This is a genomic window from Phycicoccus sp. Root563 (assembly GCF_001427915.1).
Taxonomy (GTDB): Bacteria; Actinomycetota; Actinomycetes; order Actinomycetales; family Dermatophilaceae; genus Pedococcus.
This window is the reverse complement of sequence record NZ_LMGM01000001.1, coordinates 1,195,448-1,213,289: the sequence shown is the minus strand read 5'-3', so window position 1 is coordinate 1,213,289 and position 17,842 is coordinate 1,195,448. Positions and strand designations below refer to the sequence as shown.

General features: G+C 71.9%; 19 protein-coding genes. 8 read left to right on the top strand and 11 right to left on the bottom strand.

The genetic code is table 11. The features are described from left to right. Nucleotides 1–68 precede the first annotated feature (68 nt). Nucleotides 69–254 (top strand): hypothetical protein, encoded by a 186-nt coding sequence (locus tag ASD62_RS20060; protein ID WP_157581369.1) that lies wholly within the window; start codon nucleotides 69–71, stop codon nucleotides 252–254. On the opposite strand, the gene ASD62_RS05655 is transcribed toward ASD62_RS20060, so the two are convergent. Both ASD62_RS05655 and ASD62_RS05650 read right to left on the bottom strand, forming a co-directional pair. Beyond that, the gene (locus tag ASD62_RS05655; RefSeq protein WP_056915122.1) at nucleotides 235–822 is read right to left on the bottom strand and encodes an antibiotic biosynthesis monooxygenase; all 588 of its coding nucleotides are present in this window, start codon (nucleotides 820–822) and stop codon (nucleotides 235–237) included. The two genes, ASD62_RS20060 and ASD62_RS05655, sit on opposite strands and share 20 nt — an antisense overlap. An 8-nt stretch (nucleotides 823–830) precedes the next feature. Beyond that, the gene (locus ASD62_RS05650; protein WP_056915121.1) at nucleotides 831–2,792 is read right to left on the bottom strand and encodes a M13 family metallopeptidase; all 1,962 of its coding nucleotides are present in this window, start codon (nucleotides 2,790–2,792) and stop codon (nucleotides 831–833) included. Between the two features lie 221 nt (nucleotides 2,793–3,013). Here ASD62_RS05650 and pyrH point away from each other — a divergent pair, with 221 nt between their 5' ends. The 3 genes from pyrH to ASD62_RS05635 all read left to right on the top strand — a co-directional run bounded on the left by pyrH (nucleotide 3,014) and on the right by ASD62_RS05635 (nucleotide 5,324). Continuing rightward, on the top strand, nucleotides 3,014–3,739 hold the full coding sequence (gene pyrH, locus ASD62_RS05645; protein WP_056917191.1) for a UMP kinase: 726 nt from the start codon (nucleotides 3,014–3,016) through the stop codon (nucleotides 3,737–3,739). An 89-nt stretch (nucleotides 3,740–3,828) separates the two neighbouring features. Then, nucleotides 3,829–4,386: a ribosome recycling factor gene (frr, locus tag ASD62_RS05640; RefSeq protein WP_056915120.1), complete on the top strand. Its 558-nt coding sequence runs from the start codon at nucleotides 3,829–3,831 to the stop codon at nucleotides 4,384–4,386. A gap of 44 nt (nucleotides 4,387–4,430) precedes the next feature. Beyond that, nucleotides 4,431–5,324: a phosphatidate cytidylyltransferase gene (locus ASD62_RS05635; protein ID WP_082552919.1), complete on the top strand. Its 894-nt coding sequence runs from the start codon at nucleotides 4,431–4,433 to the stop codon at nucleotides 5,322–5,324. Between the two features lie 72 nt (nucleotides 5,325–5,396). Here ASD62_RS05635 and ASD62_RS05630 read toward each other — a convergent pair whose 3' ends face one another. Then, the gene (locus ASD62_RS05630; RefSeq protein ID WP_056915119.1) at nucleotides 5,397–6,380 is read right to left on the bottom strand and encodes a hypothetical protein; all 984 of its coding nucleotides are present in this window, start codon (nucleotides 6,378–6,380) and stop codon (nucleotides 5,397–5,399) included. Nucleotides 6,381–6,474: 94 nt separating this feature from the next. On the opposite strand from ASD62_RS05630, the gene rlmN reads away from it, so the two are divergent. The 3 genes from rlmN to purU are packed head-to-tail and all read left to right on the top strand — an operon-like array spanning nucleotide 6,475 to nucleotide 9,855. Continuing rightward, on the top strand, nucleotides 6,475–7,689 hold the full coding sequence (gene rlmN, locus ASD62_RS05625; RefSeq protein ID WP_056915118.1) for a 23S rRNA (adenine(2503)-C(2))-methyltransferase RlmN: 1,215 nt from the start codon (nucleotides 6,475–6,477) through the stop codon (nucleotides 7,687–7,689). Between the two features lie 48 nt (nucleotides 7,690–7,737). Next, nucleotides 7,738–8,961 (top strand): hypothetical protein, encoded by a 1,224-nt coding sequence (locus ASD62_RS05620; RefSeq protein ID WP_056915117.1) that lies wholly within the window; start codon nucleotides 7,738–7,740, stop codon nucleotides 8,959–8,961. 21 nt (nucleotides 8,962–8,982) lie between these two features. Beyond that, nucleotides 8,983–9,855, top strand: a complete 873-nt coding sequence (gene purU / locus ASD62_RS05615; RefSeq protein ID WP_056917189.1) for a formyltetrahydrofolate deformylase — start codon at nucleotides 8,983–8,985, stop codon at nucleotides 9,853–9,855. A 237-nt stretch (nucleotides 9,856–10,092) separates the two neighbouring features. On the opposite strand, the gene ASD62_RS05610 is transcribed toward purU, so the two are convergent. The 4 genes from ASD62_RS05610 to ASD62_RS05595 are packed head-to-tail and all read right to left on the bottom strand — an operon-like array spanning nucleotide 10,093 to nucleotide 12,969. Beyond that, nucleotides 10,093–10,482, bottom strand: coding sequence for a VOC family protein (locus ASD62_RS05610; protein WP_056915116.1), 390 nt, complete (start codon nucleotides 10,480–10,482; stop codon nucleotides 10,093–10,095). Then, entirely contained in the window at nucleotides 10,479–11,003 is a 525-nt protein-coding gene (locus ASD62_RS05605) for a DUF1990 family protein (RefSeq protein ID WP_056915115.1), read from the bottom strand. Before ASD62_RS05605 ends, ASD62_RS05610 begins: the two co-directional genes overlap by 4 nt. Beyond that, entirely contained in the window at nucleotides 11,000–11,836 is an 837-nt protein-coding gene (locus ASD62_RS05600; RefSeq protein ID WP_056915114.1) for a YndJ family protein, read from the bottom strand. The genes ASD62_RS05605 and ASD62_RS05600 overlap by 4 nt, the downstream gene beginning before the upstream one ends. Further along, nucleotides 11,833–12,969: an LOG family protein gene (locus tag ASD62_RS05595; RefSeq protein WP_056915113.1), complete on the bottom strand. Its 1,137-nt coding sequence runs from the start codon at nucleotides 12,967–12,969 to the stop codon at nucleotides 11,833–11,835. Before ASD62_RS05595 ends, ASD62_RS05600 begins: the two co-directional genes overlap by 4 nt. A gap of 41 nt (nucleotides 12,970–13,010) precedes the next feature. On the opposite strand from ASD62_RS05595, the gene ASD62_RS05590 reads away from it, so the two are divergent. After that, a complete protein-coding gene (locus tag ASD62_RS05590) occupies nucleotides 13,011–14,009 on the top strand; it encodes a phosphotransferase (protein ID WP_056915112.1) in 999 nt (332 codons plus the stop codon). Between the two features lie 16 nt (nucleotides 14,010–14,025). Here ASD62_RS05590 and ASD62_RS05585 read toward each other — a convergent pair whose 3' ends face one another. Genes ASD62_RS05585 through ASD62_RS05570 form a run of 4 tightly spaced genes read right to left on the bottom strand, consistent with a single transcriptional unit; the run spans nucleotide 14,026 to nucleotide 17,774 of the window. Beyond that, nucleotides 14,026–14,415 (bottom strand): pyridoxamine 5'-phosphate oxidase family protein, encoded by a 390-nt coding sequence (locus tag ASD62_RS05585; protein WP_056915111.1) that lies wholly within the window; start codon nucleotides 14,413–14,415, stop codon nucleotides 14,026–14,028. 47 nt (nucleotides 14,416–14,462) lie between these two features. Then, nucleotides 14,463–15,890 carry an FAD-binding oxidoreductase gene (locus ASD62_RS05580; protein WP_082580590.1) on the bottom strand — a complete coding sequence of 476 codons (1,428 nt, stop codon included), beginning with the start codon at nucleotides 15,888–15,890 and terminating at the stop codon, nucleotides 14,463–14,465. A gap of 13 nt (nucleotides 15,891–15,903) precedes the next feature. Continuing rightward, complete coding sequence (locus ASD62_RS05575) at nucleotides 15,904–17,301, bottom strand: aspartate aminotransferase family protein (protein WP_056915110.1); 1,398 nt, start codon at nucleotides 17,299–17,301, stop codon at nucleotides 15,904–15,906. After that, nucleotides 17,298–17,774 carry an Lrp/AsnC family transcriptional regulator gene (locus ASD62_RS05570; RefSeq protein WP_200947704.1) on the bottom strand — a complete coding sequence of 159 codons (477 nt, stop codon included), beginning with the start codon at nucleotides 17,772–17,774 and terminating at the stop codon, nucleotides 17,298–17,300. Before ASD62_RS05570 ends, ASD62_RS05575 begins: the two co-directional genes overlap by 4 nt. Nucleotides 17,775–17,842: the final 68 nt, after the last annotated feature.

Genomic DNA, 17,842 nt, shown 5'->3' with positions numbered 1-17,842 from the left:
TGGGCGGCCTAGGGCGCGTGCCCGGGCGGATGGCGCGTGCGCGGCCCGGGTCCGCGGCATACTGAGGTATGGGGAGAGCACGCAGGACCACCGCGAAGGCGCCACGCACCCGTGAACCGCGGGACTTCACGCACCTGCCGGAGCGTGTCCCGCCGGAGGAGATGACGACGACCCAGGACGTCGACCCCGGTCCGGACCCGCGGGGCGGGCGCGACACCGAGACCGAGTTCATGCTCAGGAACGCCGGGTTCTGACCAACCAGGGTTGCAGGAGCCGGGTGACCTGCGGCAGCACGAGGTAGGTCATGACCGGGGTGAGCAGCAGGGTCATGAACAGGACCCGCAGCGCCAGCGGCCACGCGTGCGTCAACGGCACCAGCAGCCACGTGAACAGCAGGTTGGTCGGGAAGAACGCCGTCCAGATCGTCACGGCCTGCTTCCAGCGAGGGGGTGCAGGGGGCACGGGGTCGCCCGCGTCGTCCGCGGGGCGGTGCTGGGGTTCGTCGAACCAGCCCTCGATGCCGGTGCGGTGCTCCACGCGGGTGTGCTGCACGAGGTCCTGGGCCGAGCGCAACCACATGGTGCGCTCGCGTGACTCCTCCCAGAGCAGCAGGCTCGCGCGGGAGTCGAAGCGGTAGAGCATGTGCCACTCACGCGACCCGGGGCCGGGCCGCAGCCAGCCGGTGCCGAGGAATCCCGGGAAGTTCTGCGCGAGCGAGGTCCCGGCCTCGACCCACGCCTGCATGAGCTGCTCGTCCTCCGGACGGACCCGCCGGGTGATGGCGACGGTGACCGGCGGGTCGTCGCGGAGGGTGTCGGGCATCGAGGTGCTCAGAAGATGCGGACGCGCTGGTCCGGCGCGAGCCACATGCCGTCGCCCTCGCGGACGTCGAACGCCTCGTGGAACTCGTCGCAGTTGCGCACGGCGTTGGCCCGGATCTCCATGGGGGAGTGCGGGTCGATGGCGAGCAGCCGCTTGGCCTCCTCGGTCCGCGCCTTGCCCGACCACACCTGCGCCCAGCCGACGAAGAACCGCTGCGGCCCGGTGAGGCCGTCGAGCTCGGCGACCTGCTCGCCCTCGGTGGCGATGCGGTAGGCGGAGTAGCCGATCGCGAGGCCGCCGAGGTCGCCGATGTTCTCGCCGACGGTGAGTGCGCCGTTGACCTTGTCGTCCGGTGCCGCGAGGGGGGACAGCTCGCTGAACTGGGCGATGAGGGCCTGGGTCCGCTCGTCGAAGCGGGCGCGGTCCTCCTCGGTCCACCAGTCGCGCAGCGCGCCCCGGGCGTCGTACCGCGAGCCCTGGTCGTCGAAGCCGTGGCCGATCTCGTGACCGATGACCGCACCGATGCCGCCGTAGTTGACGGCGTCGTCGGCGTCCAGGTCGAAGAACGGCGGTTGGAGGATGCCGGCCGGGAACACGATCTCGTTGAGCATCGGGTGGTAGTAGGCGTTGACCGTCTGCGGGAGCATCATCCACTCGTTGCGGTCGATCGGGCCGCCCAGCTTGGCCAGCTCCCGCTCGAACTCGAACTCGTTGGCCCGGCGGACGTTCGCCACGAGGTCGTCGTCGATCTCGAGGGCCGAGTAGTCGCGCCACACGTCGGGGTAGCCGACCTTGGGGGTGAACGACTCCAGCTTCTCGAGCGCCTGGGTCCGCGTCTCCGGTCCCATCCAGTCGAGCCCGTCGAAGGAGCGCCGGAACGCCTCGACGAGGTTGCCGACGAGGGTGAGCATCCGGTCCTTGGCCTCCGGCGGGAAGTGCTCCGCGGCATACAGCTGGCCCACGGCCTCGCCGATGGCTCCCTCGACGAGGGAGACGCCACGCTTCCAGCGCTCGCGGTTCTCGGGCAGCCCGCTGATGACGCGTCCGGAGAAGTCGAACTCGGCGTCGACGAACTCGCGGCTGAGCAGCGGGGCGGCCGAGCTGACGAGGTGGAAGGACAGCCACGCCTTCCAGTCGTCGATCCCGATCTCGTCCAGCGCCACCGACAGGCCGTCGAGGAAGCTGGGCTGGCCCACCACGACGTTCTCGAACGCGCCCTGGGCGTCGAGCCCGCGGATGTAGTCCGACCACATCACCTCGGGCCCGAGGTCCTCGAGGTCGTAGCGGCCGTACGGGTTGTAGCTCTTCACCGCGTCGCGGGTGGCGACGTTGTCCCAGTGGTGGCCGGCGAGGGTCGTCTCGAGGGCCACCACGCGCGCGGCGGGTGAGCCGGGGTCGGTGGCGCCCCCGCCGATGCCCACCAGGTCGAGCATGCGGGCGACGTGCGGGAGGTATGCCGCGAGGACGGCTGCGTGCCGCTCCTCGCGGTAGTAGGACTCGTCGGGGAGGCCGAGGCCGCCCTGGGAGAGGTACAGGGTGTACTCGTCGGGGTTCTTGGCGTCGGGGGCGACGTAGAAGCCGAGCACGCCGGGGACGCCCTGGCGCTGCAGGCGGCCCATCGTGCGGAAGAGCTCGTCGGTGCCGGTCACCGTGGCGATGTCGGCGAGGTCGGCGTCGATCGGCGTGTGCCCCAGCGACTCGACCTTCTCCTCGTCCATGAAGGAGCGGTAGAGGTCGCCGACCTTGCGGGTGGGCGAACCGGCTTCGGCGCTGGTGTCGGCCGCCGCGCGGTCGATCAGGCGGCGGACCCGCTCGTCGGACTGCTCGCGCAGCATGTCGAAGGTGCCGTAGCGGCCGCGGTCGCCGGGGATCTCGGTCTCCCGCACCCACGTGCCGTTGGCGTAGCCGAACAGGTCGTCCTGGGGCCGGACCGCGTCGTCGCGGTGCCCGGGGAGGATGCCTGACCTCATGTGCGTCTCCTTCGCTGCCTGCTGTGCCGTGGGTGGGCGTGCCCGCGCTCGGGGCCCACCTCGGCCAACCCTGCCACGCGCGGGGTCCACGAGCCCAACCCGGGGACGACCGCCGAGGCGGAGGATCACGGGAGGTGTGGAAGTATGCGGTGACCGCCAGTACAGCTTCAGGAGGATCTGTCGTGACTTCTGCCCCCGAGCAGACCCCAACCGGATCGTCCATCGACGGGTCTCCCGGGTTGCGCCGCCGGGTGCTGCTCAAGCTCTCGGGCGAGGTGTTCGGTGGCGGCAAGGTCGGCCTGGCCCCCGACGTCGTCCGCGGGATCGCCCGCCAGATCGCCGAGTCCGTGCGTGGGGGGATCGAGGTCGCCGTGGTCATCGGTGGCGGCAACTTCTTCCGCGGCGCCGAGCTGCAACAGCAGGGCATGGACCGCACCCGGGCCGACTACATGGGCATGCTCGGCACGGTGATGAACTGCCTCGCGCTGCAGGACTTCCTGGAGAAGGAGGGCATCGAGACGCGCGTGCAGACCGCGATCACGATGGGTCAGGTCGCGGAGCCGTACATCCCGCGCCGCGCGATCCGGCACCTCGAGAAGGGCCGCGTGGTCATCTTCGGCGCCGGCGCCGGCATGCCGTTCTTCTCCACCGACACCGTCTCGGCCCAGCGTGCGCTCGAGATCAAGTGCGACGCCGTGCTCATGAGCAAGAACGGGGTCGACGGGGTCTACGACTCCGACCCCCGCACCAACCCCTCCGCCACCAAGTACGACGAGATCACCTACACCGAGGCCATGCAGCGCGGGCTGCGGGTCGTGGACACGGCAGCGTTCAGCCTCTGCATGGACAACAAGCTGCCCATGGTCGTCTTCGGCATGGAGGGCGAGGGCAACGTCGTCAAGGCGCTGCGCGGTGAGAGGATCGGGACGCTGGTCATCCCTGGGTGAGTCGGCCCACCACCGCGACCTGCCCGACCCACGACTGACCACACACCACCGGCGGCCCCCACCGGGACCGCCCGAGAAGGAGCCGGAACATGATTGAAGAGACTCTCCTCGAGGCCGAGGAGAAGATGGACAAGGCCGTCGAGGTCGCCAAGGACGACTTCGCCGGCATCCGCACCGGCCGCGCGACCCCGGGCATGTTCAACAAGCTCATGGTCAGCTACTACGGGGCCCCGACCCCCCTGCAGCAGCTCGCCTCCTTCCAGACGCCCGAGGCGCGCACCATCCTCATCTCCCCGTTCGACAAGTCGGCGATGAGCGAGATCGAGAAGACCCTGCGCGACTCCGACCTCGGCGTGAACCCCAGCAACGACGGCAACGTCATCCGCTGCGTGCTCCCGATGCTCACCGAGGAGCGCCGCAAGGACTACATCAAGCTCGCCCGCACCAAGGGCGAGGACGCCAAGGTGTCGATCCGCAACATCCGCCGCAAGGCCAAGGACGAGATCGACAAGCTCGTCAAGGACGGCGACATCGGCGAGGACGACGGCGCCCGCGGCGAGAAGGAGCTCGACGCCACGACGAAGAAGTACGTCGACAGCGTGGACGAGCTGCTCAAGGGCAAGGAGGCCGAGCTCCTCGAGGTGTGAGGCGCCCGCCGACCACCACCCGAGGACGTTCGCTCACGTCCGACATGTCCGCTCCCTCCTCCCGCAGTGCGCGCCGTCAACGCCGTGACGTCCCGGACGACGCGGACTCCGGCGCGCCCGTGACCAAGCCGTCGCGCGCGGGCCGCGACCTCCCCGCGGCCATCGCGGTGGGGGTCGGGCTCGGCATCCTCATCGTCGGCTCGTTGCTCCTGCTCAAGGAGCTGATGCTCGTCATCGTGGTCGCGGCGGTCGCCGTGGGCGTCTGGGAGCTGCGCCGCGCCCTGCTGCAGGTCTCCATCGCCGTCCCACTGGTGCCCAGCGTCGTCGGCAGCGTGAGCATGATCCTTTCCGCCTACATCGGCGGTGGCGAGGCGCTGGTCCTCACCCTCGGCCTCACCTGCGTCGGGATCCTGCTCTGGCGCATCGCCGACGGGGTGCTCGACGCCGTCCGCGACCTCGCCGGAGGCTTCTTCGTCGCGGTGTACCCCTCGTTCCTCGCCGGGTTCGCGGCCCTGATGCTGCGGCCGGACGACGGGTCGCGCCGGGTCGTCGCCTTCATCCTCGTCACGGTGCTCAGCGACGTGGGTGGCTATGTCTTCGGCGTGATCTTCGGCAAGCACCCGATGGCTCCGTCGGTCAGCCCCAAGAAGTCGTGGGAGGGCTTCGCCGGTTCGGTCATCACGTGCGTCGCCGGCGGGGCGATCACCGTGGTCCTGCTCCTCGACGGCCCTGCCTGGGGTGGCGCGCTGCTGGGTGCCTGCGTGGCCGTGGCGGCGACCGTCGGCGACCTCACCGAGTCGACGGTCAAGCGCGACCTCGGCGTCAAGGACATGAGCAACATCCTCCCCGGGCACGGCGGCATCATGGACCGCCTCGACTCGCTCGTGCTGGTCGCTCCGGTCGCGTGGGCACTGCTCGCCTGGCTCGTCCCCGTCTGAGGCGCGGTCAGGCTGCGTCTCGTCGGTCCAGGCCTCGTCGGCTCGGGTCTCGTGGGCTCGGGTCTCGTGGGCTCAGGCCTCGTCGCCGCGGGTCATCCCGAGCAGCACCTCGAGCTCGGGGCCGGGCGTGACCGACAGCCGCCGGTCGGCGGTCATCGTGGAGACCTGACGCACCCGGCCCTCCTGCCACCAGAAGACGCTCGGGCTCACCGGTCCGCTGCCCTCCAGGAACCCCGCGGCGGCGAACTGCGGCATCACCATCAGCGCGTTCAGGGCTGCCTGCGGCCCGTCGACGACGTGGAACGCGAGCTGGTGACGGAACGGGATCGCGAACAGGACGCCCTTGTCCGACAAGGGCTGCGCGGCATACCGCTGCACCACGTCCGGCAGGAGCAGGGCCAGGCTGGCCGTGTAGACGCTGTCGCCGAGCAGGCACCAGAACGTCGAGTCGCCATGGGTGACCGCCTCGAGCTGGAACGTCTCGGTGTCGAGCTGGGCCCGCAGGTTGGCCAGCCCACGGTCGAACCACGGTCCCAGCGGCCTGAACTCCTCGAACGCGGCCGGCGGCAGGACCTGGACCGTCTCCGGGGTGTCGACGACGACCACCTGCCGCACCCCCGGGGCCCACTCCAGCCCGCGGTCGACCCAGTCCGGGGTCTGGCGCAGGCCGTCCTCCTCCATCAGCCGGCTGACGACGTGCGCCTCGAGGTATGCCGCGGTGAGGGGCTCGTCGTCGGCGCCGGCCATGACCGTGGTGAAGTGCGCGCGGACGGTGGCGGGCCACTGGTCGTGAGGGGTGCCGGCGCACCCGGCACCGAGGTTCCACAGGCCCCACTGGCGGCCGTCGTCGGTCGTCACGTGGTCCGCGAGCACGGTGACCTCGAAACCCATCTCCGCGAGCGTCTCGCGGACCGTGGACCGGAAGGTGGCGGCATCGGACTCCTCGAACATCGTCAGGGCGTCGTCGACCCGCCGTGGGCCGCTGTGGCCGCCCGAACCCGGGCGCGACGGCTCGTCCGGGCCCGGCGAACCCTTCCTGCGTGAGAACAGCCCCACGGCGCAGTTCCTCCCCTGGTCGGTGCGCCCCACCCTAGGCCGGTGCCCCGGCGATTGGGCAGTTCCGGTGGGTGGCTGCGAAACTGGGGGAGCCATGACGACCTCCCTCCCCGAGCCCACCGCGCAGCGCCCCGCCCCCGGAGCCCTGACGTTCACCGCGCCGCGACGGGGCAAGCCCCCGCGCCACCTCGCCGACCTGTCGCCGGCCGAGCGCAAGGAAGCGGTGGAGGCGCTGGGGCACAAGGGATTCCGCGCCAAGCAGCTGTCGACGCACTACTTCGAGCGCCTCGTCGGTTCGCCTGAGGAGATGACCGACCTGCCCAAGGGGGTCCGCGACCAGCTCGTGGCCGACCTGCTCCCCACACTGCTGACGCCGCACGTCCAGCGCACCGCCGACGACGGCATGACCATCAAGTCGGCCTGGAAGCTGCACGACGGGGCCATCGTGGAGTCCGTCCTCATGCGGTACCCCAGGCGCGTCACCATCTGCATCTCCAGCCAGGCCGGCTGCGGCATGAACTGTCCGTTCTGCGCCACCGGACAGGCGGGTCTGACCCGCAACATGTCGGCCGGTGAGATCGTCGAGCAGGTCGTGCAGGCGGCCCGGATGCTGCGCAGCGGGGAGCTCGCCGCGTCGGTCACCACCGAGGGGGCGGTCGACGCTGCCGAGCTCGGCGACGAGGACGGCGCCCCGGAGGTGAGCGGCCCGACCCGCATCTCCAACGTCGTGTTCATGGGCATGGGTGAGGCGCTGGCCAACTACAAGGCCGCGATCGGCGCCATCCGCCGGATGACCGACCCGGCGCCCGACGGCCTCGGCATGTCGGCCCGCGGCATCACGATGTCGACGGTCGGTCTCGTGCCGGCCATCGACAAGCTCGCGGCCGAGGGCATCCCGGTGACGCTCGCCCTGTCGCTGCACGCCCCCGACGACGAGCTGCGCAACGAGCTCGTGCCGATCAACACGCGCTGGAGCGTCGACGAGGCGCTCGACGCCGCCTACCGCTACTACGAGGCAACCGGTCGCCGGGTCAGCATCGAGTACGCCCTGATCAAGGACATCAACGACCATGCCTGGCGGGCCGACCTGCTCGGGAAGAAGCTCAACGCCCGCGGTCGCGGCTGGGTGCACGTCAACCCGATCCCGCTGAACCCGACTCCCGGCTCGAAGTGGACGGCCTCCCGCCCCGGCGTCGAGCAGCAGTTCGTCGAACGGCTGCGGGCGCACGGCATCCCGACGACGATCCGCGACACCCGTGGCCAGGACATCGACGGGGCCTGCGGCCAGCTCGCCGCCTCGACCGCCTGAGGTCGAACCACCTCCCGGAACGCCGGTGCTGCCTACACTCATGAGGTGATGCACCGCCGCCCCGTCCGTCGCGCCCTCACCGGGTGCGCCATGGCCGCGGTCGCAGCCCTCGTGCTCACGGCCTGCGCCAGCCGAGGGACGACAGCCGGGTCCGCAGCGACCGCGGCACCGCCGGCCACGACGACACCGGCAGCCACCGCCACGACGACGTCGGGGCACGCCGCCCACGGCGCGGCCACCACCAAGCCGGTCGCGCCGCTGCGCACCGGCGAACGGTTCGTCACGCTGCGGATGCCGGCGGCATACACACCCAAGGCGCCGGCCGCCCCGGGGACGGACGACTACCGCTGCTTCCTGCTCGACCCGCACCTCACGGCCAAGTCCGTGGTCACGGGGATCAACGTCCTGCCGGGCAACCCGGACGTCGTCCACCACGTCATCCTGTTCCGGATCCCGCCGGACAAGGTGGCGGTGGCCCAGGCGAAGGACGCGGCGGAGCCCGGGCAGGGCTGGACCTGCTTCGGTGGCACCGGCGTCGAGAGCCAGGGCAGCACCCTCGACGACGCACCGTGGCTGGGGGCGTGGGCACCCGGCGGCGGCGAGAGCCTGCTGGCCAAGGACCTGGGCATGCCCCTGGCACCGGGGACCCGCATCGTCATGCAGGTCCACTACAACCTGCTCGCGGGTGACTCCCCGGACACCTCGGCAGCCCGGCTGCGGGTCGCGGCCGACGACGGCACCCGCAAGACCCTCGAGACCGTCCTGCTCCCGGGCCCGGTCGAGCTGCCGTGCCGCCCCGGACACGCCGGACCCCTGTGTGCGCGTCAGGCTGCCGTGGCCGACGTGCAGCAGCGGTTCGGCGCCGCGGCCGGCTCGACCGCGAACCTCCTGCACCTGCTGTGCGGGCCGATCAGGGCCACGCCCACGCAGTCGTGCACCCGCCCGGTGACCCAGCCGGGCACCATACGGGCGGTCGCGGGGCACATGCACCTGCTGGGGCGCAGCATCTCCGTCGTGGTGAACCAGGGCAAGAAGGGTGAGCGCACCATCCTCGACCTGCCGATCTGGGACTTCGACAACCAGGGGAGCAAGCCGGTGACGCCCGCGGTCAGGGTGAAGGCCGGCGACACCCTCACCGTCACCTGCCGGCACGACCAGGGCCTGCGCGACCAGCTTCCCGCGCTCGCCGGCGTGCCCGAGCGGTACGTCGTGTGGGGCGAGGGGACGACCGACGAGATGTGCCTGGGGATCGTGCTGCTGACCCGCCCCTAGGCTGTCCGGGTGCACCAGTCCATGCCGGCGTCCGCCGAGAGCGGCCGCGAGTTCGTCCTCACCGTCTCCTGCCCCGACCGCCGTGGCATCGTCCACGCCGTCTCGGGCGTCATGCTCGAGCTGGCGATGACCATCCTCGACAGCCAGCAGTTCGCGGACGCCACCTCGGGGGAGTTCCACCTGCGCATGCACCTCGTGCGCGAGGGGGCGGCCCTGCCGGTGGCCGAGGTCGACGCCGGACTGGCGCCCGTGGCGGCGCAGTTCGCGATGGAGTATGCCGTGCACGACCTGTCCCAGCGGCGGCGCGTCCTCGTCATGGTCAGCCAGCAGGGACACTGCCTCAACGACCTGTTGTTCCGGGTCGAGAGCGGGTCGCTGCCCGTCGAGGTCCCGGCCATCGTGTCCAACCACGAGGACTTCCGGGGTCTCGCGGAATGGCACGGGGTGCCGTTCCACCACGTCCCGGTGACCCGTGACACCAAGCCCGCCGCGGAGCAGCAGCTGCGTGACCTCATCGCCGAGCACCGGGCCGACACCATCGTCCTGGCGCGGTACATGCAGATCCTGTCGGCCGACCTCTGCGCCGACCTGCCGGGGCGGATCATCAACATCCACCACTCGCTGCTGCCGAGCTTCAAGGGTGCCAAGCCGTACACCCAGGCGCACGACCGCGGCGTCAAGGTCATCGGGGCGACGGCGCACTACGTGACGGCCGACCTCGACGAGGGGCCGATCATCGAGCAGGACTTCCGCCGGGTCGACCACCGGATGAGCCCGGCGCAGCTGGCCTCGGTGGGGCAGGAGCTCGAGGCCATGGCCCTGGCGCGAGCCGTCCGCTGGCACGCCGAGCACCGCGTCGTCCTGCGCGGCCGCCGCACCATCGTCTTCGACTGATCCAGCCGGCCAGCCAGTCGGCCGCGCGTCGGCCCCGCGGCTCGCGGCGGGGCTCTCGACGCCCACCGTGACACGCGCAAAGCGGGTGTCGTTCCGCAAGGCACCGACAAATAAGTCCCGGGTCGCCGAACGACACCCGCTTTGCGTGCGGCGCGGGGGGCGGGGGTGTCGGGCGCGGGGGCGGGGGTGTCGGGGGCCGGGGTGTCGGGCCGGGTGGCCGGGTGGAGAGTGGGGACGTCAGCGGGGCTGGATGAGGTCCCAGCGGTTGCCGTAGAGGTCCTCGAAGACCGCGACGTCGCCGTACTCCTCGTGGCGGGGCTCCTCGAGGAAGCGCACCCCGGCCGCGACCATCCGCGCGTGGTCGGCGGCGAAGTCGTCGGTGCCGAGGAAGTGCATGACCCGTCCGCCCCCGGGGTCCCCGACGCGGGCGACCTGCTCGGGGGTGCTGGCGCGAGCGAGCAGGACCTGGGTACCGTCCGAGCCGGCCGGACGGATGACGACCCAGCGCGTGCCGTCGCCCCGGTCGGTGTCCTCGACGAGCTCGAACCCGACTGCGCCGCAGTAGAACTCGAGGGCCTCGTCGTAGTCGCGGACGAGCAGGGTGACGAGGTTCAGGCGCTGGCTCATGGTGCCATCCTGCCGTCCGCGGCTCGCTGCAGCGCACGCAGGTACCCCAGCGCCGCAACTCTCTGCAGCTGCCAGCTCACGGGTCCACCCAGCCGGGCCAGGAGCGTCGCCGCCCGGGCGTAGGCGCGGATCACGGCATACACCTCGTCGCCGCGGCGCTCGACGAGGAAGCCCTCCTCGCCGCTCTCGATGTGGCCGCGCAGCGTGCCGTACCCGAACCCCGTGCGTTCCGGTCCTTCCACGGTCCACACGACCCGGCACGGAACAGGCAGCACCACGAGGTGGCTGAGGATCTCGACGCCCTCGGCAGCGCGGGGTGCCGTCGCCACCGGACGCAGACCGATCCCGCGCTGCGGCGCCCACCGCATGAGCGCCTCCGCCGCCCGGGCGTATGCCGCGTCGCCGGCTCCCAGCCGGCGCTCCACCTCGAGGTGGTGGAAACCCTGCGGCATCGGCCCGTCGAGGGTCAGCCCGCGCGGTTCGTAGGTGAGGGGCAGGTGGGCGAGGTCGGTCAGCTTCATGGTCGGCTCTCGATCCGGGTCGGGCGCGCGAGGGCGCAGAGGGCACACAGGGCGAAGCCGACGGCGTTCGCCAGTCCGTGGGTCCAGGCCATCCACTCGATGGGCAGGTGCGGCACGGCGTCGACGACGTGGCCCAGGGCCCAGTCGAGGGCGAGCAGCATCGTCAGGACGAGGGTGACGGCACTGACCCCGAGGAGCAGCCGGGTGCGCGAGTCCCTGGTCCCGGCCCGTCCCCGGGTCCACAGGGTCCAGCCCACCAGCCACATGCCGGCGGTGAGGATCACCGCCCCCAGCAGCTCGACCTCGTCGTTGACGAAGTAGCCGAGCCGCACGACGAGGGTGCCGGACGGCACGGACCAGGCCGCCGCCGTCGTCACCGGGCTCGGATGGGTGGTCGCCACGAGGTGGGCGACCAGGGCGGCGGCGAACCCCGCGAAGTGGAAGTGCGGCACGGTGAGGGCGAGGATCTTCAGGCTGAACCCGAACACCTCGGTCGACGCGCGCTCGCTCACCAGGGCGAACGCCGCGATCGCCGGGCACACCAGTGCCGTGACGGCCGCGGCATCTGCGCCGCGGAGGGTCCTGCGGGACAAGCAGTTCCACCCGTGGCGGACGCCGAGCAACGCCAGCAGCAACGTGCCGACGCCGTACCAGCCGGCCAGCGTCGTGGAGAGGACGCCGCGGGGGAGCCAGAGGGCGACGACGCCGGGCACGGCGAAGACGGGGTAGGCACGGGCCAGCGCGAGGGTGCCGGCCACGGGCAGCAGCCGGAGCCCCAACGGGACGATCACGAGCATGCCGAGCGTGACGACGAGGTTGACGACCACGGTCACCGGACAGCCTCCCGCCCCGGTGAGGAGGCGATGACGGCGACCGCCTCGTCCACGGTGTCCACGAGGTGCAGGGCGTCGCCGAGGGCCCGCCCCTGCCCGAGGGCACGCACGGCTGCCCAGATCGGGACGGTGTCCGTCCAGTACTCCTGACCGACGAGCACGACCGGCGGGAGGGCGAGGGTCTCGTCGTCGGCGGCGTAGTACGACGGGGTCAGCGCCTGGAACACCTCCTGCACCGTCCCTGCCGCGCCCTCGAGCACCACCACCCCGGCGGTGGCGCGCGAGAGGAGGCCGTCCTCACGGATGGCGTTCGAGAAGTACTTGCCGATGCCGTCGCAGAACACGTTCGGTGGTTCGTGGCCGTAGAACCACGTGGGGATGCCGAGGCTGCGGGCGCCGGTGTCGTCGGCCCGCACGTCCGTGCGCAGCTCCTGGCGCACCTCGAGCGCGAGCGACGCCCAGGCACCGATGTCGGGTCGGAACGAGGGGACGGCCGCGAGCCGCCGGAGGGCACTCTCCAGGGCCTGCTCGTCGTCGGCGAACGCACCGAGGTTGGCCGCCTCCATCGCACCCGGTCCTCCGCCGGTGGCCACGATGACCCCCAGCCGCGCGAGGCGGTGGCCGGCCAGCGCTGCCTCGGCGTATGCCGTGCGGCCGCGGTCGAGCGCGTGGCCGCCCATCACCCCCACGAGCGGGCGACAGTCCACGAACTCGTCGAGGGCGTCGCTGATGGAGTCGTCGTGGATGGCGCGCAGCAGCGTGGCGAAGGCGTCGTGGTGCCTGCTGCCGTCACGCGCCCACCGGTACGCGCGGGAGTCCGGGGTGGCGTCGTAGCCGTGCTCGGACAGGCCGGCATACAGCTCGGCGGGTGAGTAGAGGGTGGCCCGGTAGGGGTCCACCGGAGCGTGCGGGTCGGTGGGGAAGACGAGCGCACGGTGGGCGCGCAGGTGCGCGTCGAGCTCTGGGGACAGTCGACCCCCGAGGACGACGAGGCCGGTGAGGTCGGTGCGCCCCAGGAGCTGCGCCTCGTGGCCCGTGAGGTCGAGGTCCTGCAGCCGGACCCCGGTGAGCGGCTTGCCGGAGGCGAGCAGGGCCTCGAGCGCGGGGAGCGACTCCACCTCGCGCCGGACCATGCTGCGACTCTAGACGGCCGGTCGCTGTCTAGAGTCGCGGCATGGGCGAGCTGTTCTCCACGCGCGTCGCGGGTGAGGCCTGGCGGGGCGAGGCGACCCGCTGGGTCGAGGAGGAGCTGCGGCGCGTCGGTCGCCGCGTCACGGGCCCGCTCGAGCAGCCGAGGATCCGGCCGTGGTCGACCCAGCTCGTGGTGCCGACGGACCGGGGCAGGGTGTGGTTCAAGGCCAACTGTGCCTCCGCCGCCTTCGAACCCGCCGTGCACGCTGCCCTGGCCCGGCTGGAGCCGACCGAGGTCGAGGCACCGCTGGCCGTGGACGCCGGCCGCGGCTGGATGATCACCGCGGACCGGGGGGCCACGCTCGGGGACAGCCGCGACGCGACGCTGGAGGACTGGCAGGGGCTCCTGACGGCAGCCGCGACGGTGCAGCGCCGGACGGCAGCCCACCGTGACGAGCTGGTCGGCGCCGGCCTGCCCGACTGTTCCCCGCCCACGGTCCCCGCGCGGTACCTGTGGCTGGTCGACGAGCTCGCCGCCCTCCCGGACGGCCACCCCTCCCACCTGACGGCCGAGGAGGCGGGCTCCCTGCGCTCGCGGATCGGTGACGTCGAGGCCGCTGTCGCCGCCCTGGTCGCAGGCCCCCTGCCGTCCAGCCTCGAGCACGGGGACCTGCACCCGCGGAACGTCTTCGTCGTCGACGGGGCGTTGCGGTTCTTCGACTTCGGCGACGCCCAGTGGGCCCATGTGCTCGAGGTGCTCGCCGTTCCCCACGGCTACTCGACCCGCGTCACGCACCACCCGTGGGACGCCCTCCTCGACGCGTACGCGCGAGTGTGGGCGGACGTGCTGGACCGCGACTCCCTCGAGTCGCTGATGGGCCCGGCGATGGTCACCCACGCCGTGAACCGGTCGTTCACCTGGCTGGGAGCGATTCGTGGTGCCCAGCCGGACGAGCTCGCCGAGTGGGGCGACTCACCCCTGTACTACCTGCGCCTCACCCACGAGCCCTTCCCGCCGCAGGAGCCGGAGCAGGGCCCCTGACGTCGACAGCGAGGAGTCAGACGTTGCCGAGGACCCGGTCCACGGCGACCTCGATCACCACGCGCTCGGGGTTCTCGCGGGGCACGCGGTAGCGGGCGGCATACCGCTGCTCGGCGTCCGCCACGGACTCGCGGTCGGTGCGGACGCGGGCCGGTCCCTCGAAGGACAGCCAGTGCCGCCCGTCCACCTGGCACAGGACCGCCCGGCTGCCGGCCGCGGCGTTGCGCGCCTTGCGGCTCGCCCCGCTGGTGATGACCCGGGCCACGAGGGCCTCGGGGTCCCAGGTGAACCCGACGGGGACGACGTGCGGGCTGCCGTCGGGGCGCAGCGTCGTCAGGGTCGCCAGGTGGCGGACGGTGACGAACTCGAGGGCGGCGGCGGACAGCTCTGCGGGGGGCGTGGACACCCTCGAAGTCTGCCAGCGACCCGCCGCCGGCGCCGGGGCGTGCCGGTTCAATGGCCGGTGAGGGCCTCGAGGAGCCGCCCGATCCGGGCGGGGCGTCCCGTGCGCGCCTCCTCGCGGTCGGCGGCGTGGGCCAGGCGCAGCCCGGCGTTGATCCCGACCCACCGAGCGGGTTCCGGTTCCCAGCGCCGGCTGCGGTGCCCGACCCACGGGAGGTCGGTGATGGCCGTATGGCGCCCCAGCACCAGGTCGGCGAGGGTGCGGCCCGCAAGGTTGCTGGCGGCGACGCCGTCACCGACGTAACCACCGGCCCAGCCGAGCCCGGTGGCAGGGTCGTGGCCGACGGAGGGGTGCCAGTCACGGGCGATCCCGAGGGGGCCGCCCCACGCGTGGGTGAACTCGACCTGCCGGATCTGCGGGAGGAGGTCGCGAAGGGTGGCGCGCAGGTCGGCGAAAACCGTTGCCTCGTGGTCGAACTCGGGCCTGACCCGTGACCCGAAGTGGTACGGCGCGCCCCGGCCACCGAAGGCGAGCCGGTCGTCGTCGGTGCGCTGGCCGTAGATGATGACGTGGCGGTGGTCGGCGAAGGTCTCGCGCTGCGCCAACCCGATCTGCTCCCACAGCTGCGCCGGCAACGGCTCGGTGGCGACCATGAGCGAGTAGACGGGCGCGACCGTGCGACGGTGCCCCGCCAGGACGGGGGTGAAGCCCTCCGTCGCACGGATGACGTGCCGCGCGCGCACGGTGCGGCCGTCGTCGAGCCGGGCCAGCCCGGGCTCGATGGCCTCGACGCGCACACCCTCGTGGATCCGGGCTCCCTGCCCGCGGACCGTGGCAGCCAGTCCGTCGACGAGCCGCCGCGGGTGCACCCGCGCGCAGCTCGGGTTGTACGTCGCACCGAGGACGCCCTCGGCCGCGAGCCGCTCGGTCGCCTCCGCCGCGTCGAGCCACCGGGTGCCGGTGCCCCACGAGGCCGAGTGCGCGACCTCGGCGCGGGCGCGGACCACCTGGGCTTCGGAACGGGCGAGACCGAGGGTGCCGCCCTTGCGGAATCCGCAGTCGATCCCCGCAGATTCCGCGGCGGTGCCGACCTCGTCGACGGTGTGCCGCAGCTCGGCCAGCATCGCCTCCGCCGCCGCCCGGCCCGAGCGTCGCGCGAGCGTGTCGGGACCGACCGGCCACAGGGCGGAGACCCACCCGCCGTTGCGTCCGCTGGCCCCGAACCCGGCGTGCCGGGCCTCGAGCAGGACGACGTCGAGCGAGGGCTGCGCCAGCAGCAGGTAGTGCGCCGTCCAGAGCCCGGTGAAGCCGGCACCGACGATGACGACGTCGGCTCGGGCGGGCAGGGGAGCGGGGGGCGGGGAGGACGCGGGGGACGAGGAGCTTCCGGGCAGGGACGGCGAGGAGGGCTCGTGCGCCGACGACGCGGCACTCGAGCCCTCCCGCTGCGCTGCCTCGGACCAGAGTGGCTGGGTCACGAGGGCGGCCGGCTCAGAGGTGCTTCTCGGCGTCCTTGAGGACCGACCGGAGGCGGCTCTCGATGTCGTCGAACTCGGTCTGCCCGATGATCAACGGCGGCGCGAGCTGGATGACCGGGTCCCCGCGGTCGTCGGCGCGGCAGTAGATGCCGGCGTCGAACAGGGCCTTGGAGAGGTAGCCACGCAGCAGCCGCTCGGACTCCGCGTCGTTGAACGTCTCGCGGGTCTCCTTGTCCTTGACGAGCTCGATGCCGTAGAAGTACCCGGCTCCGCGGACGTCGCCGACGATCGGCAGGTCGAGCAGCTTCTCGAGGGTCGCCCGGAACTTCGGGGCGTTCTCCTTGACGTGGTCGTTGAGGCCCTCGCGGTCGAAGATGTCGAGGTTGGCCATCGCCACCGCCGAGCTCACCGGGTGGCCACCGAAGGTGTAGCCGTGCGGGAAGCTCGTCGTGCCCTTCTTGAACGGCTCGAAGAGGCGCTCGCTGGCGATCATCGCGCCGATGGGGGAGTACCCGGAGGTCATGCCCTTGGCGCAGGTGATGATGTCGGGGACGTAGTTGAAGTCGTCGCAGGCGAACATCGACCCGATGCGGCCGAACGAGCAGATGACCTCGTCGGAGACCAGGAGCACGTCGTACTCGTCGCAGATCTCGCGGACGCGCTCGAAGTACCCGGGCGGGGGCGGGAAGCACCCGCCGGAGTTCTGCACCGGCTCGAGGAAGACGGCGGCGACGGTGTCGGGGCCCTCGAACTCGATGGCTTCGGCGATGCGGTCGGCGGCCCAGCGGCCGAACGCCTTCTCGTCGTCACGCAGGTGCTCAGGCGCGCGGTAGTGGTTGGTGTTGGGGACCTTGAACGCGCCCGGGACGAGCGGCTCGAACATCTCCTTGGCGGCCGGGATCCCCGTGATCGAGAGGGCGCCCTGCGGGGTGCCGTGGTAGGCCACCGACCGGCTGATCACCTTGTGCTTGGTGGGCTTGCCGGTGAGCTTGAAGTACTGCTTGGCCAGCTTCCACGCGGTCTCGACGGCTTCGCCACCACCGGTGGTGAAGAAGACGCGGTTGAGGTCGCCCGGTGCGCCTGCGGCGAGGCGCTCGGCGAGCTCGATGGCCTTGGGGTGGGCGTAGGACCACAGCGGGAAGAACGCGAGCTCCTTGGCCTGCCGGGCCGCCGCGTCGGCGAGCTCCTGGCGACCGTGCCCGACCTGCACGACGAACAGGCCTGCGAGCCCGTCGATGTACTCCTTGCCGTGGTCGTCCCAGATCTTGTGGCCCTCGCCGCGCACGATGACGGGGACCTTGCCGCCCTCCTCGTACGTCGAGTGACGGGTGAAGTGCATCCACAGGTGGTCCCGGGCAGCGTCCGCGTATGCGGTGCCGGCCGGCGTCGTGGACGTGGAATCGATGCTCATCGGGTACCCCAGTTGTAGTGCTGCTTGTTGAGTTTCAGGTAGACGAAGGTCTCGGTCGACTGGACCCCGTGGAGGGTCCGGATCCGCTTGGTGAGGAGCTCGAGCAGCTCCGTGTCGTCCTCGCAGACGACCTCCGCGAGGATGTCGAAGGACCCCGCCGTGGTGACGACGTAGTCGACCTCAGCCATGGCCGACAACGCGTCACCGACAGGCGTCAGGTCCCCGTCGACGCGGATGCCGATCATCGCCTGGCGTCGGAACCCCACCTGCAGCGGGTCGGTGACGGCGACGATCTGCATGACCTCCTGGTCGAGGAGGCGCTGCACCCGCTGGCGCACCGCCGCCTCCGACAGCCCGACGCGCTTGGCGATCGTGGCGTAGGACTGCCGCCCGTCCTCCTGCAGCTGCTCGATGATCGCCTTCGACACGTCGTCGAGGCGCACGTCGGTGCCGTTGCTGGGAGTGCGGGTCACGCGGCCATGGTGTCGCTGGATCTCGTTTGGCGCAAGTCCCCTCGCGACGGAATCGGTTGCTGATTTGT